The organism is Sporolactobacillus caesalpiniae (genome assembly GCF_040513385.1).
In the GTDB taxonomy this organism is placed as follows: Bacteria; Bacillota; Bacilli; order Bacillales; family Sporolactobacillaceae; genus Sporolactobacillus.
The window spans coordinates 11,833-36,426 of record NZ_JBEVCB010000002.1; the positions used below are offsets into that span (position 1 = coordinate 11,833).

Annotated in this window: 20 protein-coding genes; all 20 read right to left on the reverse strand. The window is 44.3% G+C overall.

All coding sequences use genetic code 11. From position 1 onward, the window contains the following. Positions 1-75 precede the first annotated feature (75 nt). Positions 76-975: a 4-hydroxy-tetrahydrodipicolinate synthase gene (gene dapA, locus ABWW58_RS03520; protein WP_093669462.1), complete on the reverse strand. Its 900-nt coding sequence runs from the start codon at positions 973-975 to the stop codon at positions 76-78. 5 nt (positions 976-980) lie between these two features. Next, entirely contained in the window at positions 981-2,228 is a 1,248-nt protein-coding gene (gene dapG, locus ABWW58_RS03525; RefSeq protein WP_093669464.1) for an aspartate kinase, read from the reverse strand. A 91-nt stretch (positions 2,229-2,319) separates the two neighbouring features. After that, complete coding sequence (gene asd / locus ABWW58_RS03530) at positions 2,320-3,378, reverse strand: aspartate-semialdehyde dehydrogenase (RefSeq protein ID WP_093669466.1); 1,059 nt, start codon at positions 3,376-3,378, stop codon at positions 2,320-2,322. 140 nt (positions 3,379-3,518) lie between these two features. Then, positions 3,519-4,118, reverse strand: coding sequence for a dipicolinate synthase subunit B (locus ABWW58_RS03535; RefSeq protein ID WP_353867869.1), 600 nt, complete (start codon positions 4,116-4,118; stop codon positions 3,519-3,521). After that, the gene (gene dpaA / locus ABWW58_RS03540; protein ID WP_353867870.1) at positions 4,115-5,011 is read right to left on the reverse strand and encodes a dipicolinic acid synthetase subunit A; all 897 of its coding nucleotides are present in this window, start codon (positions 5,009-5,011) and stop codon (positions 4,115-4,117) included. The genes ABWW58_RS03535 and dpaA overlap by 4 nt, the downstream gene beginning before the upstream one ends. A 177-nt stretch (positions 5,012-5,188) precedes the next feature. Then, positions 5,189-6,424: a M16 family metallopeptidase gene (locus ABWW58_RS03545; RefSeq protein WP_353867871.1), complete on the reverse strand. Its 1,236-nt coding sequence runs from the start codon at positions 6,422-6,424 to the stop codon at positions 5,189-5,191. 768 nt (positions 6,425-7,192) lie between these two features. Continuing rightward, positions 7,193-9,334 carry a polyribonucleotide nucleotidyltransferase gene (gene pnp / locus ABWW58_RS03550; RefSeq protein ID WP_353868294.1) on the reverse strand — a complete coding sequence of 714 codons (2,142 nt, stop codon included), beginning with the start codon at positions 9,332-9,334 and terminating at the stop codon, positions 7,193-7,195. Between the two features lie 123 nt (positions 9,335-9,457). Continuing rightward, a complete protein-coding gene (gene rpsO, locus ABWW58_RS03555; protein WP_010023317.1) occupies positions 9,458-9,727 on the reverse strand; it encodes a 30S ribosomal protein S15 in 270 nt (89 codons plus the stop codon). Positions 9,728-9,880: 153 nt separating this feature from the next. Then, on the reverse strand, positions 9,881-10,825 hold the full coding sequence (locus ABWW58_RS03560) for a bifunctional riboflavin kinase/FAD synthetase (RefSeq protein WP_353867872.1): 945 nt from the start codon (positions 10,823-10,825) through the stop codon (positions 9,881-9,883). A gap of 47 nt (positions 10,826-10,872) precedes the next feature. Next, positions 10,873-11,790 (reverse strand): tRNA pseudouridine(55) synthase TruB, encoded by a 918-nt coding sequence (gene truB, locus ABWW58_RS03565; RefSeq protein WP_353867873.1) that lies wholly within the window; start codon positions 11,788-11,790, stop codon positions 10,873-10,875. A 73-nt stretch (positions 11,791-11,863) separates the two neighbouring features. Next, positions 11,864-12,211, reverse strand: a complete 348-nt coding sequence (gene rbfA / locus ABWW58_RS03570; protein WP_353867874.1) for a 30S ribosome-binding factor RbfA — start codon at positions 12,209-12,211, stop codon at positions 11,864-11,866. A gap of 17 nt (positions 12,212-12,228) precedes the next feature. Continuing rightward, the gene (locus ABWW58_RS03575) at positions 12,229-12,510 is read right to left on the reverse strand and encodes a DUF503 domain-containing protein (protein ID WP_353867875.1); all 282 of its coding nucleotides are present in this window, start codon (positions 12,508-12,510) and stop codon (positions 12,229-12,231) included. Continuing rightward, the gene (infB, locus tag ABWW58_RS03580; protein WP_353867876.1) at positions 12,507-14,765 is read right to left on the reverse strand and encodes a translation initiation factor IF-2; all 2,259 of its coding nucleotides are present in this window, start codon (positions 14,763-14,765) and stop codon (positions 12,507-12,509) included. The genes ABWW58_RS03575 and infB overlap by 4 nt, the downstream gene beginning before the upstream one ends. Positions 14,766-14,769: 4 nt before the next feature. Next, positions 14,770-15,087 (reverse strand): YlxQ family RNA-binding protein, encoded by a 318-nt coding sequence (locus ABWW58_RS03585; protein ID WP_353867877.1) that lies wholly within the window; start codon positions 15,085-15,087, stop codon positions 14,770-14,772. After that, entirely contained in the window at positions 15,077-15,361 is a 285-nt protein-coding gene (rnpM, locus tag ABWW58_RS03590) for an RNase P modulator RnpM (RefSeq protein WP_353867878.1), read from the reverse strand. Before rnpM ends, ABWW58_RS03585 begins: the two co-directional genes overlap by 11 nt. Positions 15,362-15,374: 13 nt before the next feature. After that, on the reverse strand, positions 15,375-16,529 hold the full coding sequence (gene nusA / locus ABWW58_RS03595; protein ID WP_353867879.1) for a transcription termination factor NusA: 1,155 nt from the start codon (positions 16,527-16,529) through the stop codon (positions 15,375-15,377). 33 nt (positions 16,530-16,562) lie between these two features. Further along, positions 16,563-17,033: a ribosome maturation factor RimP gene (rimP, locus tag ABWW58_RS03600; RefSeq protein ID WP_353867880.1), complete on the reverse strand. Its 471-nt coding sequence runs from the start codon at positions 17,031-17,033 to the stop codon at positions 16,563-16,565. A gap of 121 nt (positions 17,034-17,154) precedes the next feature. Continuing rightward, on the reverse strand, positions 17,155-21,465 hold the full coding sequence (locus ABWW58_RS03605) for a PolC-type DNA polymerase III (RefSeq protein ID WP_353867881.1): 4,311 nt from the start codon (positions 21,463-21,465) through the stop codon (positions 17,155-17,157). A 149-nt stretch (positions 21,466-21,614) separates the two neighbouring features. After that, on the reverse strand, positions 21,615-23,258 hold the full coding sequence (locus tag ABWW58_RS03610; protein ID WP_353867882.1) for a proline--tRNA ligase: 1,644 nt from the start codon (positions 23,256-23,258) through the stop codon (positions 21,615-21,617). A gap of 61 nt (positions 23,259-23,319) precedes the next feature. Continuing rightward, complete coding sequence (gene rseP / locus ABWW58_RS03615; protein ID WP_353867883.1) at positions 23,320-24,582, reverse strand: RIP metalloprotease RseP; 1,263 nt, start codon at positions 24,580-24,582, stop codon at positions 23,320-23,322. Positions 24,583-24,594 lie beyond the last annotated feature (12 nt).

Genomic DNA, 24,594 nt, shown 5'->3' on the forward strand with positions numbered 1-24,594 from the left:
TCTCCGATTCCTCCAGTTATGAAAATAAAAAGGTGAATTGAAAGCAACAGCGCTCTGATTCACCTTTTCTCTGATTTATTTACTTACCCTCAAGTCCTTACTTTCTTTAAACGACTGATAAATGTTAATTAAAGACGCAAGCTCCTGTTTCGTAAGATCGACCATTGGAAGGCGAACGCTTCCTACTGAAATGCCCAATTCATTAAGAAGCGCTTTCACTGGTGCGGGGCTCGGCGCTGCGAACAATTCCCGCATAAACGGAAGCATCCTTTGGTGTTGCTGAGCGGCTTCACTATTTCGTCCTTTATCGAAGTCATCCATCATTCGTTTCATCTCAGGTGCGATGACATGCGATGAAACCGAGATGACACCATGACCACCAATGGCTAAAATCGGTAATGTTAAACCGTCATCACCACTATAGAGATGGAAGTCATCGCTCGTACCGCTGATGATGGCTGCCATTTGATCAAGGTCACCGCTTGCCTCTTTAACTGCGACGATGTTGTCGATTTTCGAAAGTCGAATAATCGTGTCTGCCGAGATGTTTACTTTTGAACGACTAGGAATGTTATAGACAATTAAAGGAATGGCAATATTTTCAGCAATCGCTTTGTAATGCGCGTACAATCCTGCCTGATTCGGTTTATTGTAATAAGGAGCGACCGCCATGACTGCATCGACACCCAGCTTTGCCGCTTCCTTCGAGAATGCGACTGATAGATTAGTATTGTTTCCGCCTGTTCCAACAATAACTTTAATCCGTCCGTCAACAACGCGAACCACATGCTCAAACAAGGCTAATTTTTCTTCTTGCGATAATGTGGGGGATTCCCCAGTGGTTCCTGCGACAACGACGCCGTCCGAACCCGTTTTTATTAAATGCTCTAAGAGATCCGTTGTTCGATCTAAACTTACTTTTCCATTTTCATCAAAAGGTGTGACCATAGCAGTCAATAATCGTCCAAAGTCCATATTTTTCACTCCTGTTTAGGATGTTTCAAAGTTGATTCTTCTTGTTCTGCCTCAAGATGAAAGGCTTTATGAAGCGCATTTACCGCTTCATTCATTTTTTTCTGCTCAACCAGAACCCAAATGGTGTTGTGAGAGTCAGAGGATTGTAAAATCTGAATGCCCTCTTCTGTCAATGCATTGACAATTTTCGAAGCGACACCGGGAACACCCGCCATACCTGCCCCAACCGCAGAAACTTTTGCGCATCCAATCTGAACTTCAGGCAAATAGCCTTTCTGTTTCAGTATGTTCACAGCTCCTTCAGTCGCTTGCTCACTAACCGTGTATACGACACCATTTGGGCTAATATTAATCAGATCAACGCTAATGCCCTTTTCGGCCATCGCTTTGAACACTTTTGACTGTAAACCAAATTCATTTTTACCTGCGCGCACACGGATTTGTGTGACATCGCGTACATAAGTTATTCCCGTAACCGGGCGCTCGATAAGATCCTGTCCTCTGCCTGAGCGATTCATCGTTGTGACGAGTGTTCCAAGACCATCGGACATCGTCGACCGGATATGAATCGGTATTTTCGATGTCATGGCGATTTCTACCGCACGCGGATGGATCACTTTCGCACCCTGATAAGCGAGATTACAAACTTCATTGTAGGTAAGCACGGACAATCTGCGCGCGTCACTGACAATTCGTGGATCGGCAGTCATCACGCCGTTGACATCCGTGAAAATATCGATCCATTCAGCATCGACAGCCGCGCCAAGTGCCGCAGCCGAGGTGTCACTGCCGCCACGCCCAAGTGTTGTGATCTCGCCATCTGCAGTCCTGCCCTGAAAACCGGCAACAACAACCGCATCACATGTTTCCAGTCGTCTCAAGAGTGGCGTGACCTTCATTTCAATGATTTTCGCCTCATTGAACGCAGTATTTGTTCGAAAACCGGCCTGGGCACCTGTCATTGCTTCCGAATGAATGCCTGCCTGCTTCAGCAAGTTTGAAAAAACAATCATTGATATGGTTTCGCCGCAAGACATCAAAATGTCTTTTTCACGGGCGGAAGTCGCTCCTCGGCCAACAAGTCCAAGCAGCGTATCGGTCGCATAAGGATCACCCGAGCGTCCCATGGCGGAAACGACAACAACAACTTTGTAACCTTTTTCAACTGCTCGCGCGACATGATGAACCGCGCGTTCTCTCATCTCTTTCGTTTGGACAGAAGTACCGCCAAACTTTTGTACAATGATTTTCAAATTCTTCCACCCTTTCAAATAAGGGAGATCGCCATGAAACGAGACCCGCCAGCAGACCATTCAGAAAAGCAATTGGAGCTGTTACTAGTGGTCAGACCTTTACCAAACCAAGCTTAAGAAGGCTTTCCGCAATTTGTACTGAATTCCATGCGGCACCTTTTAGTAAATTGTCCGAAACAATCCACATATGGAACCCGTTTGCTACATCCGGATCACGCCGAATACGCCCAACAAAAACTTCTTTTTTTCCGGTAGCGCTAGCCGGCATTGGGTAGACTTGATTTGCAGGATCGTCTTCCAAAATAACACCTGGTGCATCGGCGAGCAAATGTTTCAAATCAGCCGATGCAACGTCTGTTTTGTCGATTTCAATGTATACGGACTCACCGTGGCTAATACTTACCGGCACTCGTACGCAAGTCGCAGACACTTTGATCTCCTGATCGTCCATAATCTTTTTTGTCTCATTTATCATTTTCATTTCTTCAAAAGTATAATCATTTGGTTGAAACAAATCAATCTGTGGAATTGCATTAAATGCCATCTGGTAATGCTTTTTGTCGCCTTTAACCGGCATAATCGCAACTTCCGGGGTCTCTCCGTCAAGCACTGCCTTAGACTGACTTTCAAGTTCCGCGATCGCTTTAGCGCCCGCGCCGGAGACCGCCTGATAGGTGGAAACAATAATTCGGGTTAAACCATAAGCCTTTCGAATTGGTTCCAAGGCTGCGACCATTTGAATGGTCGAGCAGTTCGGATTGGCAATAATGCCATGATGTTTGAATAGCGCTTGTTCATTAACTTCAGGCACAACAAGCGGCACATCTTTATCCATACGAAACGCGCTCGTATTGTCGATAACAATCGCGCCTCGTTTTGCTGCTTCTGGCGCAAGCTGTTTCGAAACCGAGCCCCCTGCGCTGAACAAAGCAATATCTATATGCTCAAATGATTCAGGCTTCGCTTCTTCAATCGTCCATTCTTTACCGCAAAATAGTACCTTTTTCCCGGCGGATCGCACCGAAGCAAGCGGAAAAAGAGATTTAACCGGCAATGGTGAACTTTCGAGCATTTTAAGCATTCGCGTACCAACAGCGCCAGTGACACCGACGACTGCTACATTTAAACCTTCTGATTTAAGCAAAACCATCTCTCCTCTATAAACTAACTGCTTTTTTCTACTATTATATAATCAATAGCGGCTTAAAGAAAAGGACAATTCTTAAAAATGTCCTTCTTACCGAAAAATACAGTTTTATTTTATCACATTAAATCAAGGAGAAGTCGAGATTATTTATTTCCTCTGGATTTTTCGAGGAGTATTGGTTGTGTTTGTTTTCCAAGCAGAGCGTTTTCAACGGTATCTGTAAGCAGTTCCATGTGAGAAACAAGCGAATTCGGTTTGTTGACCGAATCGTCCTGACCAAATGGGATAAAATAGATATTCTTTGCGACAATTAATTTAGCGATGTTCTGCAAGTTCAAGCCTAAGCCGTCATTCGTTGAGATGCCAAGAACAACCGGACTCCCGTTTCTCAGCGTTGCCTTTGCAGCCATTAATACCGGACTATCTGTTTGCGCATTGGCAAATTTACTCATTGAATTTCCGGTCAGCGGCGCAATGACCATACAATCAAGAGGCGTTTTGGGTCCATACGGCTCAGCATCAACAATCGAGTCAACCACTTTTTTCCCACTTATTTCTTCAACCTTGCTGATCCAATCACTTGCTTTTCCAAAACGGGTATCCGTCGTCTTAACTGTGTACGTAACAAATATTGATACATTGCAACCAGCTGCTACCAGCTTTTCAATTTGGGGGACAACTTGACTATACGTGCAATGTGAGCCTGTGATGCCAACACCTATATGCTTTCCTTCTAGACTCATTCCCCATCCTCCTCTGAGAATTTAGTTAACAATAATTCAGCGAGAACGTTTGCTATTATCCTTCCGGCAGTCTTTGGTGCTACCATACCCGGCAAACCCGGAGTAATCATTGCTTTAATGCCTCTTTTTTTGGCATAGCGAAAATCGGTACCACCTGGGAGTGATGCGATATCAATGATAAAACTGCTTGCTGGCATTTTTGATAAGACTTTGCTTGTCAGCACCATTGCTGGAATTGTATTTATGCATATCTCATTGCCTTCCACTTCGGTTTCCAAATCTTTCAGATAAAAAGCGTTGACACCCATTTCCACTGCACGTGCAATTTGTTCCGGATTGCGTGATCCAACTTTTACATGTGCGCCTAACGCGTGAAACGCACGTGTGATACTCATACCTGTTCGCCCAAGACCGAGCACGATTACATTTGCATGATGTATCGTGATATCTGTATTCTGAATGACCATCATCAGCGTTCCTTCAACGGTGGGAATGGAATTGTATATCGCCACATCATCTCTGGCGAATAGTTTCACGATCTCGCGTTGTGTTTCATGAGTAATATCATTGAGATAGGGGGTTGAAATTCCAGAATAAATCGCACAATGTTCTGGTGTCTCAGCCAGCCACTCTTTTGTAAGTCTTACCGTTTCATTCGAGAAGGTCGTTTCAACAACGCCCTCAGCATCAGTTCCACTCACAGGAAGAATAATGCTGTCTACATCTTTTGCATTAATCTCATCCATGTTCATTTTTGTAGCACCGTTAAAATTTCTATCCAGCTGATCGAAACCGACAAGCGACAGATGAGCATCAAGCGCAGTTAATTTATTGATTACTTCAATCTGTCGGGCGTCCCCTCCCATGATCACAATATGTCTGTTTGTCAGCATCGACTGTCCCTCCGCTTGGCTATTTACATCCTTTTTCGTGCATAGCCGTATTTTCTTCAACACTTTATGGTATGACAAATACCCGGTAGTGTGAAATCATTGGGCGCAACAAAAAGACCCGGAGTCAAATGAATCCGAGTCGGTTTAAATCTGGCAATTTACTTAGGAATATTTTCTTCAAAGGGCAATGGGAAGGTTTCCTGTAGGGCTGACAACAGAACACGAATAAGGCTTCTCAAATACCTCTTTCGCCACATCGTCAACATCACTTAAAGTGACTGCGTCGATCGACGCAATTGTCTCGTCAATTGATCGATCTTTTCCAAGAATGAGTTCATTCTTCGCATTTCTTCCCATTCGACTGTTTGTGCTTTCAAGGCCAAAAATCATATTGCCCTTTATTTGTGCCTTGCTGCTCTCAAGTTCTTTTTTTGAGATTCCTTTTTTAACTAATTGATGAATCGTCTCAAGAATCGTTTTCCCGAGATCTTCAACTTGGTTCGCACCCGTTCCGCCATAAATGGTGAGCAACCCACTGTCCTTGAACGCCGTGTGAAATGAAAAAACAGAATATGCGAGTCCGCGTTCCTCGCGAATCTCCTGAAACAACCGGCTGCTCATACCACCACCCAGTGCATTATTCATCACCATTAGGGGCGCCATAGCCTGATCTCGGCTGCTGTAACCGGCAAAACCGAGACAGATATGTGCCTGCTCCGTTTCTTTCTTGCGGGCAATCTTCCCAGGATTGAATGAAGGAGCAGGCTGACGTTCATCCGCATCTGGAATTTCATATTCTGAGAAGATCGCTTCTATATCACTAATGAAGTCTTCGGTTACATTACCTGCGACAGAAATAACAATATTGTCCGGCGTGTAATGCGTCCGCATGTACGCTCTTAAGTCATCCGGTCCAAAATCCGCCAGTGTCTTCTGCGTCCCAAGAATCGGGTATCCTAGCGGATGATGTGCGAAGCTTGTCGCACTGAGCAGATCATGAACAAGGTCATCCGGCGTATCTTCGTACATTTTAATTTCCTCACCGATGACTTGTTTTTCCTTTTCCATATCTTCTTTATCAAAGCGCGAATGAAAAAACATATCGGCAAGCACTTGAATCGCATAACCGGCATCTTTATCCATCACTTTCGCATAATAACATGTACTTTCTTTAGAGGTGAATGCATTCACCTGACCGCCAATTATATCGAAGGCTTCAGCGATTTCACGTGCACTGCGTGTTTCCGTGCCTTTAAACAGCATGTGTTCAATAAAATGAGAGATCCCGTTGTTCGATTCATTTTCATACCTGGAACCTGTACCAACCCAAATGCCAATGGTAACCGATCGTACCGTAGGAATGTTCTCCAGCAAAATGCGCACACCGTTTGACAAACTTTTTTTTATAACCACAAACGAATCCTCCTGCTAGCTTATCAATACGTTAATCTATCAAATTACTATCTACTATATCACGATGAAAATAAGCACACAAATAGATTCGACATTTTCCAACTTTATTCACGTTGGCGTAATTTTTACCATCACTCAATTGGAAAATTATATGTTGTTAAGCAGGAAAAAATGCAACACTAGAAAGATTGCCGGCTATTTTCCAGAGTTAGAAAAACCGGGCAAAAAGCGCCCGGTCCTTACTTCCGCAGGATGTGATGACTTTCACTAAATGCGGTTTTGAATCATCAAGCTTATCTTGAACAAACAGTTCTAGTTCACGAATCATTTTGATCCTTAATTAAGTAACGTGGCCGGAAAAAAATAAGCGGAGATTTTCCGGCTATTTGCATCATGGTGCTTGTTTTACAGGTAAATAAGGGTAATTTTTCCGCTTATGCACGGAAAAACCCTCTATTTTCACGTTTTTCGATACGATAAGCGGAATCTCTCCGTCTATTTAAGCTATTTTTTCATTCATTTTCTAAATAAGCGGAATTTTTCCGTTTATTTCTTAGATTGGGCGGCTTTCCTAATCGTCCATCCGAATCTTATGACCATATCGTCATACCGGCAAGGCAAAACGATAAACTTTCTTTACCTGTTAGAAAATTCGCCTGAGCCAGGGCAATGGCGCAGGCGAATCCTTAGATTGCTTATACTGATTCTTTCTAAAATTGTATACGAAAAAAAACAGGGAATCCTGCTCAATACATCACTACATTTAGTTTACTGAGAAGCTGATTCCTGAGTCTTTTCGGCTACATGATCACCTTGTTCAAGCAGCAGTTTACGCGAAAGTTTTATTCGGCCTTGATGATCGACCTCAATCACCTTCACCCGAATATCATCACCAATCGATACAACATCCTCCACTTTGTCCACTCGTTTCAAATCTAATTCAGAGATATGGACTAATCCATCTGTATGTCCGAACAAAGAAACAAAAGCGCCGAATTTTTCAATGCGTTTCACCTTGCCAACAAATATTTCGCCGACATGCGCGACTCGAACTAAATTTTCAATGATTTCCTTTGCTTTTTTCCCACTATCTTCATTAACGGAAAAAATCATAATTGACCCGTTTTGCTCAATATCAATTTTCACGCCGGTCTCATCAATGATCTTATTAATCATCTTGCCGCTAGGTCCAATAACATCTCTTATTTTATTCGGATTAATGGTTAATTGGATAATTTTCGGTGCGAAAGGTGCAAGATGGTCGCGAGGTGCCGCAATCGTTGAGAGGATCGTTTCCATTATTTTCATCCGTCCCTCTCTTGCCTGCTCCAACGCCCGGCTCAAAATTTCACGTGTCACACCTGAAATTTTGATGTCCATCTGCAAGGCAGTCACACCTTTTTCCGTTCCCGCACATTTGAAATCCATATCGCCTAGAGAATCTTCCATGCCTTGAATGTCGGTTAGAACCACAACATCATCGCCATGCTTCACGAGGCCCATCGCGATACCAGCCACGGGCGCTTTGATCGGCACTCCGGCATCCATCAAGGCTAAGGTACTCCCACAAATACTTGCTTGGGATGAAGAGCCATTTGATTCAAGCACTTCAGACACGCAACGGATCATATACGGGAAATCTTGCGGGTTCGGAATAACCGGCGCAAGCGCGCGTTCGCCAAGTGCTCCATGTCCGATTTCTCTTCTCCCCGGTGAGCGCGACGCCTTTGCTTCGCCGGTACTGAACCCCGGAAAATTATAGTGATGCAGGAAATGCTTCGAGTCTTCAGCATCAAAATCATCCAATGCTTGTGCCTCGCCAATTGGCGCAAGCGTACACACACTGAGCGCTTGCGTTTGACCGCGTGTAAATAACCCTGACCCATGAGCACGCGGAAGCAATCCGACGCGCGCGGATAAAGGACGAATCTCATTAATCGCCCGTCCATCCGGACGAAGATGTTCCTTGACAATCATGCGCCGAACCTCTTCTTTAAGAATTGTATGTAAAACATCCGCAACAAGAGCAAGGTCGACCTGAATCTCAGCGTTCTTATTTTCTTCCTCAAAGATGGAAACTACCGATGTGTTCACCGATTGAATCGCAGCATCACGTGCTTGCTTTTCCTCGGTTCGCATTGCGAGGTCAAGCTTATTACCGGTTAACCTGCGAATCCGCTGCACAAGCGCCTCATCCGCTTTGTAGAGTTTCACATTCATCTTTTCTTTGCCGTTCTCTGAAATAATTTCTTCTTCGAAGGCAATCAGCTTCTTGATTTGCTCATGTGCGAACAGGATCGCGTCAAGCATCGTTTCCTCAGGAATCTGATCGGCACCGGCCTCTACCATATTAATCGCGTCTTTTGTTCCGGCAACAGTCAGATGCAAGTCACTCTGCTTTTCTTGCTCTACGGTCGGATTAACAATAAATTCACCGTCAATTCTACCCACGATGACACCGGCGATTGGTCCATTAAACGGTACATCTGATAGGGAAAGAGCGATTGAGGAACCAACCATTGCTGCCATTTGCGCACTATTATTCAGATCAAGACTGAGCACCATATTGCCGATCAGTACTTCATTTCGAAAACCTTCAGGAAATAATGGCCGGATCGGGCGGTCGATCATTCGAGCAGACAGTGTTGCTTTGTCGCTCGGACGCCCTTCTCTTTTGATAAAACCGCCAGGTATTTTCCCAACTGCATATGCCCGCTCCTCATAATTGACCGTCAGAGGAAAAAAAGATCCGTCCTTAGGTTCTTTAGAAGCTGTGACTGTTGACAAAATGACTGTGTCTCCGTAATAAACCAGTGCCGCACCATTCGCCTGCTTGGCAACTTCACCAATTTCAACGCGAAGGTTCCGACCTGCCCAGTCAAATTGATATACTTTTTTCTCTGCTTGCACCATCCTTAACACCTCTTTCCCCATGATAAATCTGTCTGAGCGTCCTAAAAAATCTAATTTTTTTGGCACGCAAATCTCCATATATGAATAAAAAAGCGGGAATGCTCCCGCTTCTTTTTTTTCTTATCGGCGCAGGCCCAATTTGTTAATGAGCTCGCGATATCTCTTGACATCATTTTCACGAAGATATGTGAGAAGGTTACGGCGTTTGCCGACCATTTTCAGAAGTCCGCGGCGTGAATGATGATCTTTCTTGTGCTGCTTCAGATGATCATTTAACGAATTAATCTGTTTGGTTAGTACAGCGATCTGTACTTCCGGTGAACCCGTATCGTTTTCATGAGTCGCAAACTCATGAATCAGGTTCGTTTTTTCTTCTTTTGTTAAAGCCACTTGCGTTCACCTCCTAATCTAAAATCCCCATAAGCTTCGCTGTCGCCGGTGGAGCAAACAGCCAAGCCTAGGTTCTTGTAAAATCAAATCGTACTGGATCATAATACACTTTTTTCGAACGTAATTCAAGTCATTTAAGTGAATAGTATAAGGCTACTTTGCCAGAAAAAAGTTCCGTGTCTCTTCTTTATCTTTGTCCATTTGAACAATCAGTTCTTCAGCGCTGTTGAATTTTAATTCTGGCCGCAAGTGCTTATACCAATTGATGCTCACCTTTTTATCGTACAAATTGCCTTTAAAATCGAGCACGTAAACTTCAACTGTTTGGATCGCCTCATCTTTATTATAAAAGGTGGGTCTAAGACCAACGCTGCAAACGCCGTTTAGCGGCTCGCCATCAACAATTAGCTGAACCGCGTAGACGCCATTCGCAGGAATAAGAAAAGCCTCATCCTTATCTACATTGGCCGTAGGAAAGCCTAGGGTGCGGCCGCGCTTGTCACCATGGATGACGACCCCTGTCGTCTGATAAGGTCTTCCAAGCAATTCTTCAGCTTCTTCTACAGCACCTTGTTCAATTAATGAACGAATATGACTCGTACTGATTTTAGCACCAAATAATTCAACTTTGGGCACCATCGTATAGCTGAACATACTGCGTGAATAGTCACCGATATTCTGCATCGTTCCCATAGCTTTGCGTCCGAAAGTGAAATCATATCCCGCAACGACATGCTTGGCATGCAACTGGATCAGATACTGGTCAACAAAATCCTGTGGTGACAAACGGCTAAGCGTTCGGTCAAATTTGACAAAATAGAGTGTGTGCACCCCTAACTTTTCCATCAGTTCGGCTTTTATCGCATTTGGAGTCAATTCCGTCTCTCGCTTTGAATCCGGACGCAAGACAACGGACGGATGCGGGTAAAACGTCATGACTGCAGCTGACAATCCTTTTTCTTCTGCAATCTTGACCGCAGTCTTAATGACTTTTTGATGACCAAGATGCACACCATCAAAATAACCTAACGCGATAACTCTTTCATGGCTGTCCATTTGTTCAATAAATGGCCGCCCGTCTAAAAAAACGCGCTCCATAACAGGCACCTTCAATTCTTGTAAACTCATGTTTCTGATCGATACGTTTAACTATTCGGATCGCTCGCAAGGACCTTGTCAGGCTTAACCATACCTGGTTTTTCGGGATGACGACGATAGATTGCGAGACATTCATCCTGCTCTGTAAAAACAGCATGAGGTCCCGCCCCGAACTGTTCCGGAGCGGGAAGTATTGCGCCATGCGCAATTTTTTCCACAAGTTCATCACTAACAACCCAACGATCCATAAGACTTAAACCATATGCCAATGGCTTTAAAGTATCAGCAAAACGGTCCTCCGCAAGCACCTGTTCAATCTGTTCGAAAGTGAAACAATCAGCAAGTGAGAAAGGACCTGCCTGAATCCGAGTCATACAATGCAAATGTGCGGGGTATCCCATTCGTTGCCCGAGAGCGACTGCTAACGTTCTAATGTAGGTTCCCTTGCTGCATGACACTTTAAACGGAAGATCCATTGAAAATGAAGACGCGTCGCTGTCTACTTCAAATTGATAGATCGAGACTTTGCGAATCGGAGGCGTAACCGGGATACCCGCACGTGCGTATTCGTATAGTTTTCTGCCATTTACTTTCACAGCACTATACATTGGCGCGGATTGCTCGATTTCGCCAACCAACGATTGCATCGCATGCTCAACGGTTTCTTTAGCAAAGCTTTCGCTAACCGTCTTGCTGTCAATAACTTCACCCTCAGCATCTTCTGTTGTCGTTGACGTGCCAAGACGAATGACGCCTTGATACGCCTTGCTGTAATCTAATAAATACTGGGCAATTTTAGTCGCCTTCCCTAGACATAAGACCAAAACACCTTCTACAGCAGGATCCAGTGTCCCTGTATGACCGATTTTTCGGAACTTCAGCAATTTTCGCATCTGAAAGACGCAATCATGAGAAGTCATACCCTTTGGCTTATAGAGAGGCAACAAGCCGTTATACTCCGGCATCGTTCATCCTCCCAAAATCTCTTAGTTTTTCTAAGAATAAATGTTTGCGTAGAATCCTTATTTCACGTACCGGTTAATCTTTTCGATGTAAGTTGTTAATTAATTGGTCAATATGGCTGCCATATTCAACTGATTCATCGATTTTAAATGCTATTTCAGGGGTCTTGCGTAAACGAATTCGCTTGCCGATTTCGCTGCGAACAAACCCCTTAGCTTTATTCAATCCTTCGAGTGACGCTTGTTTCTTTTCATCATCGCCAAATACACTAATATATACCGTGGCTTCCTGAAGATCGCCAGTCACTTCAACGCCGGTAACCGTTACAAAACCGACGCGCGGATCCTTGATCCGATTTCCAATTATGTCGCTCATTTCTTTTTTCATCTGCTCTGCGACGCGATGAACCCTCAAATTAGCCATGGAGTCCACCCTCCTTTTTACAACCATTCGTATTCCGTATGAACACGTTCAATCTCTGTCCGAAAGTCAATAATCGCAAGCGCACGTGCCAGTTCGCGTTCAACCGGAACCTTAGAAGAACCCACACAAACAAATGCGAGTTCAGCACGCTGCCATGTATCCTGATAACCCACTTCACTGGCTGATAGATTGTGTCCATCCGCAGCTTTTCGAAGGATACTCTTAATAACCGATCGCTTTTCCTTCAATGAATGGGCGCAAAAAAGCATACATTCACAGCGCACGACACCGATGATCATTTAGGCTTAACTTCTTCCATCACATAAGCTTCCATCGTGTCGCCTTCTTTGATGTCATTGAAATTTTCGAGTGTCAGGCCACATTCGAAACCAGCCTTAACTTCTTTGGCATCATCTTTAAACCGTTTCAATGTATCGACATGTCCTTCATAAATAACAACACCGTTGCGTACAAGACGAATTCCAGCATCTCTGGAAATCAAGCCGTCCGTCACGTAACAGCCGGCAATGGTCCCAATTTTAGAAACCTTGAAAGTCGTACGGACTTCAAGTTGCCCGATCACTTTTTCCTTGAATTCAGGATCCAGCATACCCTTCATGGCCGCTTCCATTTCATCAATAGCGTCATAGATCACACGATACAAGCGGATATCCACTTTTTCTTCTTCAGCCACTTTTTGAGCGTGGTTATCTGGACGTACGTTAAATCCAATGATGATCGCATTCGAAGCAGAAGCAAGAATGATATCCGACTCGCTGATTCCGCCGGCACCGGCATGAATAATATTTATTTTCACACCATCGACATCAATCTTCTTCAAGGATCCGGACAATGCTTCTACAGACCCTTGAACATCTGCTTTGATGACTAGATTGATCTCCTTCATATCGCCTTCCTTGATCTGTTCAAACAAATCGTCAAGGCTAACCTTGCTTTTCGTTTCTTTACGTTCCGTAATCAACGCGCGTTCTGCGCGAATTTCACCAATCTGACGCGCCTTTTTCTCATCATCAAAAACAACGAATTGATCTCCTGCCTGTGGAACATTGTTCAAACCTGTGATCTCAACCGGTGTTGATGGTGTTGCTTTCTTCACCCGCCGACCAATGTCGTTGACCATCGCCCGGACACGTCCAAACGTGTTGCCGACAACAATCGGATCTCCAATATGAAGCGAGCCGTTTTGAACAAGCAAAGTCGCAATCGGACCCTTTCCTTTATCAAGTTCGGCCTCAATAACCGCGCCTCTTGCCACATTTTCTGGATTGGCTTTAAACTCTTCCATTTCAGCGACAAGCAAAATCATTTCCAATAGATCGTCAATACCCGTGCCTTTTTTTGCGGAGATCTTAACAAAGATGGTATCCCCGCCCCAATCTTCAGGCACAAGTCCTTGATCGGAAAGTTCCTGCATTACATGATCAGGATTTGCGTTAGGCTTGTCAATTTTGTTGACAGCAACAATAATCGGCACCTTGGCTGCACGAGCATGGTGAATAGCTTCGATAGTTTGCGGCATGACACCGTCATCTGCGGCTACAACTAAGACTGTAATATCGGTAATTTCCGCTCCGCGCGCACGCATTGTTGTAAACGCCGCATGGCCAGGTGTATCTAGGAATGTAATCTTCTTGCCGTTGTGCACGATTTGATATGCGCCGATATGCTGGGTAATACCGCCAGCTTCGCCTGCAGTCACTTTCGTGTGGCGGATCGAGTCAAGTAAGGTCGTTTTACCATGGTCAACATGCCCCATGATGGTGACAACCGGAGGACGAATAACGGCTGTCTTTTCATCGATTTCAGGTATATCATCCTCAAAGCTTGCTTCGTCAACAAACACTTCTTCTTCTACCGCAACACCATAGTCGTTTGCAAGCAGTTCGATTGTATCCTTATCCAAATCCTGATTTTTGGTCGCCATAACACCTAACGCCATCAGTTTTTTGATTATATCTGTTGAAGGACGGCCTAATTTTTCAGCAAATTGACCGACTGTCAGCGATCCGGACAACATAATTTTTTCCGGAAGCTTGATTTCAAGACGCTGCCGATTTGCTTGCTGCGCTGCGCCTCTCCTTCTATTATTCCGATTTCTGTTGCCATAACTTCTGCGTCCGCCATAATTATTGTTTCCATTACCGCCAAAGCGATTGCGTTCATTGTTGTTTGGATTGCTTCCAGTTGGCTTTCTGCCGCTTCCCGTTTCCCCGGATCGCGATCTTGCTGGTCTTGAATTTGTATTCCTATCCGTATTTCTTAAATTTGACGTTGTCTGAGTTGGTTTCTTTTCTTTGGTTTTTGTTTGATTCACTGGACCCTCTGCTTTGTTTTTATTTGGCTTTGCAGTTACCTTTTGAACAGGTGAAGCCGCGCCGCCGTTCATTTTTCGATTCAATTGGCTAATCGCATTATCTGCAATAATCGACATATGGCTTTTCACATCAAAGCCAAGTTCTTCTAATTTCGTTATGATCACTTTACTGGATACGTGATGCTCCTTAGCATATTCATATACACGCATTTTACTCATATATTCACCCCCGTGATGATGGTCCGATCCTTCCGATCAGCTGGCCTGCGAAACCACTGTCCGTGACCGCGATGATCACGCGTGAAGGCTGACCAATCGCCTGGCCGAGCACCTCTCTATCCGGTACGGTCAAAAGCGGAACGTGATAGAAACTACACTTATTACTAATCGTTTTCCGTGTTCGTTCAGAAGCGTCCGCAGACAAAATTACTGCTTTGGCCTTTCCCTGACGAATCAATCGCATAACCGTTTTTTCTCCGGAACTTACTTTCCCTGCCCGTTGCGCAAGTCCCAAAAATGATGTCCAGCCATTACTGGGCATCGATAGAATGTGCCTCTAAATAGTCGGTCATCTCTTCGAAAACATGATCCGGCACAGTAACACCTAAATGTCTGGAGAGCAGGTTTTTGTCTTTTGCTTTTTTTATGCAATCCGCTTTTTTTGAGAGATACGCCCCTCGTCCGTTTTTCTTTCCCGTCAAATCTAGAGAAACGTCTCCTTCAGGGGAGCGAACGATGCGGAAGAGCCCTTTTTTCTCAGTGGATTCCTGACAGGCAATACACTTGCGTAACGGAATTTTCCGCTGTTTCGGCATCTAAGAAGCCTCCTTAGTCTTGCTCAGATTCAGATGAATCCTCAGCGCCGACTTCAGTATGTTCATCAGATAACTGATTTTCTGTTTGAGCGTCGGCACTCTCTGAAACAGAATCATCATCAAAGAGTCCGATTTCTTCTGCTTCAGATTCACTCTTAATATCGATTTTCCAACTGGTCAGCTTGGCAGCAAGACGAGCGTTTTGACCACGCTTGCCGATCGCTAAGGAAAGTTGGTAATCAGGAACGACAACAGTTGTCGCCTTCTCCTCTTCATGAACAATAACCTTTACTACTTTCGAAGGACTGAGTGCATTGGCAACATAGGTTACAGGATCCTCAGACCACCGCACAATATCAATTTTCTCGCCTTTGAGTTCATTGACGATGGTTTGAACGCGAGCACCCTTTTGTCCGACACATGCGCCGACAGCATCCACTGCCGGATCCGCCGCGTGCACCGCTATTTTCGAACGGTCGCCGGCTTCTCGGGAAATTGATTTGATCTCAACCGTTCCATCAAAGATTTCAGGAACTTCCAATTCAAACAAACGTTTTAGGAGACCCGGATGCGTCCGTGATACGGTAATCATCGGTCCTTTTTTCGCGTCTTCTACCTTTGTGAGATAAACTTTAATGCGATCGTGAGGCCGGTAGGTTTCATTTGGCATCTGTTCCGCTTGTGGCAATAATGCCTCAACCCTGCCAAGATCAACATAAATAAATCGATGGTCGATCCTTTGAACGATACCTGTCATAATATCGTCTTCGCGGTCAATGAATTCCGAATAAATCACACCTCGTTCCGCTTCACGAACACGTTGTGTCACAACCTGCTTTGCTGTCTGAGCGGCGATACGACCAAAATTACGCGGCGTTACTTCGATCTCAACAGTATCGCCGACTTGGTAATGAGGATTCAGGCTCTTCGCTTGTTCGAGAGAAATCTGCAAGTTACCATTTTCTACTGCTTCAGCAACTTCTTTTCTGGCGAATACCTTGATCTGTCCCAAGCCTTCATTGATATCAACCCGCACATTTTGCGCCTGGTCAAAGTTTCGTTTATAAGCGGAAATCAGAGCCGCTTCCAAAGCGTCCAGCAGCACTTCCTTGCTGATTCCTTTATCTTTCTCCAATGCGGTGAGCGCTTCTAACAAATCACTGCTCATTTTGTTCTCCCCTTTTTTCTAGGCAGTTCTATCTTAAAAAATGATCGCAAGTCGACTGCTCGCAATCTTGTCAAAAGGCAGAGTCACATGAGTTACTCTTGTCTTGTTCTTGATAGCGAGTACAATATAATCCTTGTTCACTTCAGTAAGATTACCTTCAAATACTTTGTCACCATCAATAGGTTCATAGGTGGTTAGATGAACATCTTTTCCCACGGCTTTCTCGAAATCTCCGAACTTCTTCAACGGTCGTTCTGCACCGGGTGAAGACACTTCAAGAAAATACGCTTCTTTTATTGGATCTTTCTCATCGAGAGCTTCACTCAATTTTTCGCTGACAGCGGCGCATGTATCTAGATCTACACCATGAGGAGTATCAATAAAAACACGCAAGAAGCGGTTCTTTCCCTCTTTGACGTATTCGATATCAACGAGTTCCAGATTCATTTCGCGCAAAATCGGGGAAATCAAATCATCTGTCATCTTCGCGATAACGCTAGCCATTTTCAGCCTCCTTTTGAAAATGAAAGAGTGGGAATTTCCCACTCTTTGCAGACGAACTATTTCCAGTATTTCCATAAACACTATATCATACCCATGTACTCAAGGCAAGAATTGCAAGATGTCAGAACAAAGACAGTTGGTTCGCGTCCGGCATGTCTTTAAGACAGCCTTGACCATCAAGGAATTCAAGAACAGTCTTCGATATCTTAGCACGCTTTTGCAGATCTTCTTTAGACAAAAATTCCCCGTCTTCTCTTGCTTTCGCAATCGCTTTGGCAGCGTTGGTGCCGACTCCGGGAATCGCGTTGAACGGCGGAATGAGGGTATCTCCTTCGACAAGAAATCGTGTCGCGTCAGAACGATAGAGATCAACGGACTGAAAACTGAGCCCGCGTTCACACATCTCCAGCGCGACCTCAAGAACTGTCAGCAAGCTCTTCTCTTTAGGAAGCGCATCGTTTCCTTTCTTCTCAATTTCATCCATTTTCGCTCGTATTGCATCGGATCCGCGCTTCATCGCGTCCACATCAAAATCATCGGCTCGAACAGTAAAATAGGTCGCGTAAAACAAAATCGGATAGTGCACTTTGAAATAAGAAATGCGGATGGCCATTAGAACGTATGCAGTCGCGTGCGCCTTTGGGAACATGTACTTTATTTTAAGACATGAATCCATATACCATCCCGGCACATTATTTTCCTTCATTTCATTGATCCAATCATCATTCAAGCCTTTCCCTTTTCGAACAGATTCCATGATTTTGAAAGCATGTGACGGTTCCAGTCCTTGATGCATCAAGTCAATCATAATGTCATCACGACAGGAAATAACGTCGCGAAGTACGCATGTTCCGTCTTCGATCAGAACCTGTGCATTACCTAGCCACACATCAGTCCCGTGCGACAATCCCGAAATTTGCACGAGTTCGGCGAAGGTGGTCGGTTTCGTACTTTCAAGCATTTGGCGAACGAACCGTGTGCCGAATTCGGGAATGCCGAGCGTCCCTGTCTTACATCGAATTTGTTCTCCGGTAACACCTAGTGATTCCGTGGTACTGAAGATCTTAATGACTTCCTTATCATCTGTAGGAATTGTTTTCGGATCAATGCCGCTCAAGTCCTGAAGCATACGAATAACGGTTGGATCGTCATGTCCGAGAATATCAAGTTTCAGAATGTTGTCGTGAATCGAGTGAAAATCAAAATGTGTTGTTTTCCACTCTGCTGTCTTGTCGTCAGCCGGAAATTGCACCGGCGTAAAATCGTAAATATCCATATCACGAGGAACAACAACGATCCCACCCGGATGCTGACCGGTTGTCCTTTTTGCGCCCGTACAGCCCGCCGCAAGCCGGTCACGCTCCGCACCTCGAAAGCTGCCGCCAATATCTTCTTCATATCCTTTAACGTAACCATAAGCTGTTTTATCAGCAATCGTGCCGATAGTTCCGGCTCGAAACACTTTATCCTCACCAAAAAGCACCTTAGTATAGTTATGTGCCACCGGCTGGTAGTCACCGGAGAAGTTCAAGTCGATATCCGGAACCTTATCACCTTTAAATCCAAGAAAGGTTTCAAAAGGAATATCATGTCCTTCCTTTTTCATTGCCGTTCCACATTCCGGACACTCTTTGTCTGGCAAATCGAAACCGCAAGCAATTGATCCATCCGTGAAAAATTCAACATGTTGACATGATGGGCACAAGTAATGCGGCGGCAGCGGATTAACCTCGGTGATTTCAAGCATCGTCGCAACTAAAGATGAACCGACTGATCCTCGCGAACCAACAAGATAGTTATCAGAAAGTGACTTTTTTACCAGTTTATGCGCGATCAGATAGATGACCGAGAAACCATGGCCGATGATACTCTTTAATTCTTTATCGAGCCTTTTCTCAACTAGTTCAGGAAGCTGTTCCCCATAAAGCGAATGTGCACGGCTGTATGTTTTTTCTTTTACCTCATCTTCGGCGCCGTCAATCGTTGGCGTATACAATTTATCCTTAACTGGAAGGACGGCATCGATTTGGTCCGCAATAAGGTTCGGATTGTCCACAACAACCTGTTTTGCTTTTTCTTCGCCAAGGAAACTCATACACTCCAGCATTTCATTTGTTGTTCGAAAATGAACATCTGGCTGGGTTTGTCTGTTCAGCGGATTCGCCGCTTGAGATCTGATTAAGATCTTCCGATAGATTTTGTCATGCTTATCCAGATAGTGAACATCTCCAGTAGCGACAACAGGCTTATCCATTTTTTCACCGAGTTTTACTAACTTAATCATCACATCTTTAAGGGCCAGTTCATCTCGGACAATTCCTCTCTCGACGAGATGTTGGTAGTTAGAAGGCGGCTGAATTTCGATGTAATCATAGAATTCAGCGACCTTCTCTGCAAGCTCAGCAGACTTCTGCATCATCGTTTCGAACAGTTCACCTTTCTCGCAGCCTGAACCTACTAACAGTCCCTCACGATACTTGTTCAAGAGCGAACGTGGGATTCTTGGCACTCGAAAAAAATAGGCGACATGGGACAGGGAAATTAGTTTGTAAAGATTTTTAAGCCCTGTTTGATTTTTCACAAGTAGAATGATGTGCGACGGGCGAATTCGATCCAGATTTCCCTTTCCAAGATTATCGTTGAGCTGGTCATGATAATTCATTCCTTTTTCAGCGGCATCCTTCAACATCTTCCAAGCAAGATAGCCTGTGGCTTCCGTATCATAAATTGCTCGGTGATGGTGAGTCAATTCAATATTAAAGGCTTTGCAAAGGGTGTCCAACTTGTGATTTTTGAATTCCGGGTAAAGAAAACGGCCGAGTTCCAGGGTGTCAATAACCGGATTTTCTGCCTTCCCATAGCCCAATTTCTGATAAGCCGTATTTAAGAAACCCATGTCAAATGTAGCGTTATGAGCGACAAGTATCGCATCGCCCGCGAACGCTCTGAATTCCTCAACAACCTGATCCGCATCCGGAGCATCTGCAAGCATCTCGTCTGTGATACTGGTTAATTCAATGATCTTTTGCGGCAGCGGGTGGTGCGGATTCGCAAATTGATCAAATTTCTCCAACACCTCACCGTTTTTTATCTTAACTGCTGCAAGCTCAATAATTGTATCGTATACCGCTGACAAGCCCGTTGTTTCAACATCGAATACGACGTATGTATCTTCAGCCAGCAAACGATGCGCCATATTATAGGCGATCGGCACACCATCATCAATCAGATTCGCCTCAACACCGTACAGGACTTTAATACCATTCTTTTGGCCCGCAGTATAAGCTTCAGGATAGGATTGCGCAACACCGTGATCCGTAATCGCTATCGCACGATGCCCCCATTGCTTTGCGCGTTTAATCAACGCCGAAGCCGTCACAACGGCATCCATCTGACTCATAACCGTATGTGCATGAAGTTCGACACGTTTTTGCCCCTCTGGAGCAGTATCCTCTTTTTTCTTCGGAGAAATTTCTTCAATATCATTAGCAATCATAACCAAATCTCTGACAAAACTGTCATTTTGCACGCCACCGCGCACCTTTACCCACATGCCTTTATGCAGCATGCCAAATTTTTGGGCGTCCTCTTTATCGCGTGAAAAGACTTTAACTATTAAAGAATCCGTGTAATCCGTAATTTTAAAGAGCAGCAAAGTGCGTCCACTGCGCAGTTCACGAGTCTCCGAATCAAAGATATAGCCTTGAATCGTGATCCGACGCTCTTCATCTTGAATGGTCTCAATAGACACGGGTTCATCATGAATATCATAGCCAACTTTAAATGGTCCTTGGGGAATATCCCCAGCCGCTTCATTGGCATCCTTCTGCTTTTGCCGTTCAATCATTGCTTGAACCACTTTTTGCTGATCTTCTGCTTCTCTTTGTTTAACAAAAGAATCATAAGCTTTTGATCGATCTTCGGAATTAATTTTAACATCAAGCGATATGGGCGGGAACCCAAAGTCGCGTATTTTTTCATTCAATACTTTAGGAATTTTTCTTTTGATCAAACCGGCCTCTGTCTCGCTGTTTGCTGAAAGGACAAGCTGCCGATCGCGAAGCTCCGGCTGCTGTCTGCTTAAACACAATTTCAAAGCCGGAAATTCTTGGCACAACTCACCACTGACCGCGCTCCAATACTCAGCAAAATAGTTATCTGCTTCCTCTGCTTCACGTGCATGAATCGTAAATGTTATTTTGGAAACAACCGATTGAAAATGCTGCTTCAGATGAGAATCAAGCCATTCATAAACCTGAAATGGCAGAATGCCCTCAAGCTGCAATTCAAAATGCCAGCGTCGCTCTGAGCGGAAGACAGACAGTTTTTCAATTTCACCATGATTAAAATAACGTTCGATCCACTCTTGTGGCGCGTCAATATGCTCAAGAAGCATCGCAAAACGCTCTGCTTTGGATGTTGCATCACTCATCAATCATCGTCTCCTCTCTCTATAATTCTACTAAAACAAGTAAAGAATTGCTATCCGTTCTATTATTTGAATGATTATGGAAACAACCACGCTATTTTTTCACCGAAAAAAGAAAAAAGGAGCACAAACGGCTCCTCAAAACTGTTTCATTAGTCAAGTGTTTTCAGTAATTCAGTGACTGCATCAGGCAATTGTTCAACCTTAGTCTCAACGCGTTCTTTTTGCCTACGTGAAGCAAGTTCGACGATCTGATCCGCAGCCTTTTTCCCAACAATGACTTGTACCGGGCAACCAATAAGCTCACTATCAGCAAATTTAACACCGGGACGTTCTTTCCGTTCATCCCAAAGCACATCGTAACCCTGATTGCTAAATTGAGTATAGAGCTGTTCGGACAACTTCAGCTGCTCCTCATTTTTGGGGTTAACAGTGATCAAGTGAATCGTGAATGGCGTTAGTGATTTCGGCCAAATCATTCCTTCATCATCGTGATACTGTTCGCAAATTGCTGAAAGCGTGCGTGACACTCCGATACCGTAACAGCCCATGATTAGCGGTTTCGCTTTTCCATCAGCGTCTAAATAAGTCGCGTTCATTGCTTCGGAGTACTTTGTTCCAAGCTTAAAGACTTGTCCAATTTCAATACCTCGAGCAAATTTAATGACGCCATTTCCATCCGGAGACGGGTCTCCTTCCTTAATAAAGCGCAAATCATCATAACGCTCAATCGCAAGATCACGATCCGGGTCAAGATGAAAATAGGTAAGATTTTCTACTTCATTATAGACAGAAGTCTGTGCCAGATGTTTCAAAGCGTTATCTGCCAGTACACGAACTCCCTTATCAGGATGAATTGCGTCTTTATTTGATGTCTCCAGTGGCTCAATGAGATCAGTCCCAAGTACATTTTTAATCTTTACGTCATTAATCTCGTCACCATTCTTTATAAAAACAACAACGGTATCCGTTCTTGTCTTAAACCAATGCGCGGTTAATACTGTATCTTGAGCAATTTCTTGATTGCCGGAAACTTTTTCCAGAGGCAGTGCATTTCCTTTAATTGCGTCATCTGTATCAAGTACAGCAGCCATTTCCAGATTTGCCGCATAATCAGAGCTGTCTGAATAAGCGATGGTATCCTCGCCTATTTCGGCAAGCGCTTGGAATTCATGTGTATCCTTACCGCCAATGGCGCCGGAGTCAGCAAGAACAGCGCGATATTTCAAACCGCATCGCTCAAAAATACGGCAATAAGCATGGTACATCTCCCAGTATGATTTATCCAAGCTTTCTACTGAATCATGGAATGTATAAGCGTCTTTCATTATAAATTCCCGTCCGCGGAGCAGACCGAAGCGCGGTCTTTTTTCATCACGAAACTTTGTTTGAATCTGATAAAGACTCATGGGCAATTTTTTATATGAATTAAGGTAATCACGAATTAGGCTCGTAATCAGTTCTTCACCGGTCGCACCAAGCGCAAAATAACGTCCGTGCCTGTCTTTAAGCCGCATCAATTCAGGTCCATAAACATCCCAGCGCCCTGTCTCATGCCATAATTCAGCAGGCTGCATTGCCGGCATTAATAATTCCTGTGAACCGATACCATCCATTTCTTCACGTATAATTGTTTCAATTTTCTTAATGATTTTATAACCAAGCGGCAGGTATGAATAGACTCCGGCCGCATTCTGACGAATAAAACCGCCGCGTAAAAGCAGACGATGACTTGTGGATTCTGCGTCGGCAGGAGTTTCTTTCATCGTTGGAATGAACATTTGGCTTTGTTTCATTACTGAACACCTCAACTCGTTAAAATGGTTCAAAATATACCTTGTATTAATGGGATGCTGTCTATCGCGTAAACAAATTTTGCAAATCATTCCACGTGACAAGCAGCATTAAAAGCATAAGCAATGCAAAACCGATAAAATGAACCAGTGCCTCTTTTTGAGGCTCAACAGGCTTTCCTCGCAGCGCTTCAAGAATGATAAACATTAAGCGTCCACCATCAAGCGCGGGGAGCGGCAATAAGTTAATGACAGCAAGGTTAACGCTCAAAAAGGCGGTCCAATTCAATACAAAGAACAGGCCTTGTGCAACCACTTCTCCGGTCGCATTGTAAATGCCCACAGGACCAGCTAATTTATTTAAATCAAATCCGCCGGTAACAAGCATTTTCAAGCCGACAAATTCCATTTTAATCCAATAATAGGTCTGGCTGAATCCGGCGCCAATAGAGGCCGCAAAAGAATGTCGGGTCGGTTGATAAACACCGATAACCCCTTCTGTTTTTCCATTTGCTCCTTTGCGCTGACCTGTCATCAGATCCATTTTCTGCTGATTTCCATCACGAACAAGCGTCAGATTGATTCGTTCTTTAGGATGTTTGCTCACATAATTGACAATATCCTGCCAACTGCTTGTTTGTTCCCCATCAATCTGAATGATACGATCACCAGCAAGCAAGCCGGACTTCTCAGCGGGATAACCCTGAATCACTTTTCCAAGTTTCGGCGCGTCTGAGGGAACACCTTGGATACTGAAATAAATGACAAAGATGACTACCGCTAAAATCAAGTTCATAAAAGGTCCCGCAAAAATGGTGAGAAATCGGGAAAGTAATGGTTTAGACGCGAACTGACGATCGCGCGGTGCGATTTGAAAATCCTGATTGTCCGATACATAAGTCGCATCACGATCAATATCATAACGAACCAGCGGACCATCTTCCTCTTCATAACCCGATAAGACAAGCTCGCTGTCAAGATTGCAATGTTCAACAGTTATGAACCGCGCGTTGGGATATTTCTCAAGATGATCACTGACAATTCGCGATACACGATTTTGTCGGTTCAGGAAAATTCCGATACTCTGGCCGGGTTTCACCTCAAATGTCTCCGGATCCTCTCCCGCCATTCGCACATAGCCTCCGATAGGAAGCAGGCGCAATGTATACACCGTCTCTCCTTTTTTAACCGCGAAAATTTTCGGACCAAATCCGATTGCATATTCCCGGCATAGGATACCGGAACGCTTGGCAACGATCAGGTGGCCAAATTCATGGATTGAGACAAGCAGTCCAAAAATGATAACAACGATAATCAAAGTTTCCACGTGCATGACACC

Bases quoted from the DNA above. Each gene is read 5' to 3' on its own strand.
- ABWW58_RS03560 (WP_353867872.1), bottom strand. From the start codon at position 10,825: ATGGAGCGCGTTTTTTTAGACGGGCGGCCATTTATTGAACAAATGGAC.
- nusA (WP_353867879.1), bottom strand. From the start codon at position 16,529: ATGAGCAGTGATTTGTTAGAAGCGCTCACCGCATTGGAGAAAGATAAA.
- ABWW58_RS03535 (WP_353867869.1), bottom strand. From the start codon at position 4,118: ATGAGTCTAGAAGGAAAGCATATAGGTGTTGGCATCACAGGCTCACAT.
- asd (WP_093669466.1), bottom strand. From the start codon at position 3,378: ATGGTTTTGCTTAAATCAGAAGGTTTAAATGTAGCAGTCGTCGGTGTC.
- ABWW58_RS03610 (WP_353867882.1), bottom strand. From the start codon at position 23,258: ATGAAACAAAGCCAAATGTTCATTCCAACGATGAAAGAAACTCCTGCC.
- dpaA (WP_353867870.1), bottom strand. From the start codon at position 5,011: ATGCTGACAAACAGACATATTGTGATCATGGGAGGGGACGCCCGACAG.
- infB (WP_353867876.1), bottom strand. From the start codon at position 14,765: ATGAGTAAAATGCGTGTATATGAATATGCTAAGGAGCATCACGTATCC.
- ABWW58_RS03575 (WP_353867875.1), bottom strand. From the start codon at position 12,510: ATGATCATCGGTGTCGTGCGCTGTGAATGTATGCTTTTTTGCGCCCAT.
- rbfA (WP_353867874.1), bottom strand. From the start codon at position 12,211: ATGGCTAATTTGAGGGTTCATCGCGTCGCAGAGCAGATGAAAAAAGAA.
- rimP (WP_353867880.1), bottom strand. From the start codon at position 17,033: ATGGCTAGCGTTATCGCGAAGATGACAGATGATTTGATTTCCCCGATT.
- truB (WP_353867873.1), bottom strand. From the start codon at position 11,790: ATGCCGGAGTATAACGGCTTGTTGCCTCTCTATAAGCCAAAGGGTATG.
- rnpM (WP_353867878.1), bottom strand. From the start codon at position 15,361: ATGCCGAAACAGCGGAAAATTCCGTTACGCAAGTGTATTGCCTGTCAG.
- dapA (WP_093669462.1), bottom strand. From the start codon at position 975: ATGGACTTTGGACGATTATTGACTGCTATGGTCACACCTTTTGATGAA.
- ABWW58_RS03605 (WP_353867881.1), bottom strand. From the start codon at position 21,465: ATGAGTGATGCAACATCCAAAGCAGAGCGTTTTGCGATGCTTCTTGAG.
- ABWW58_RS03585 (WP_353867877.1), bottom strand. From the start codon at position 15,087: ATGCCCAGTAATGGCTGGACATCATTTTTGGGACTTGCGCAACGGGCA.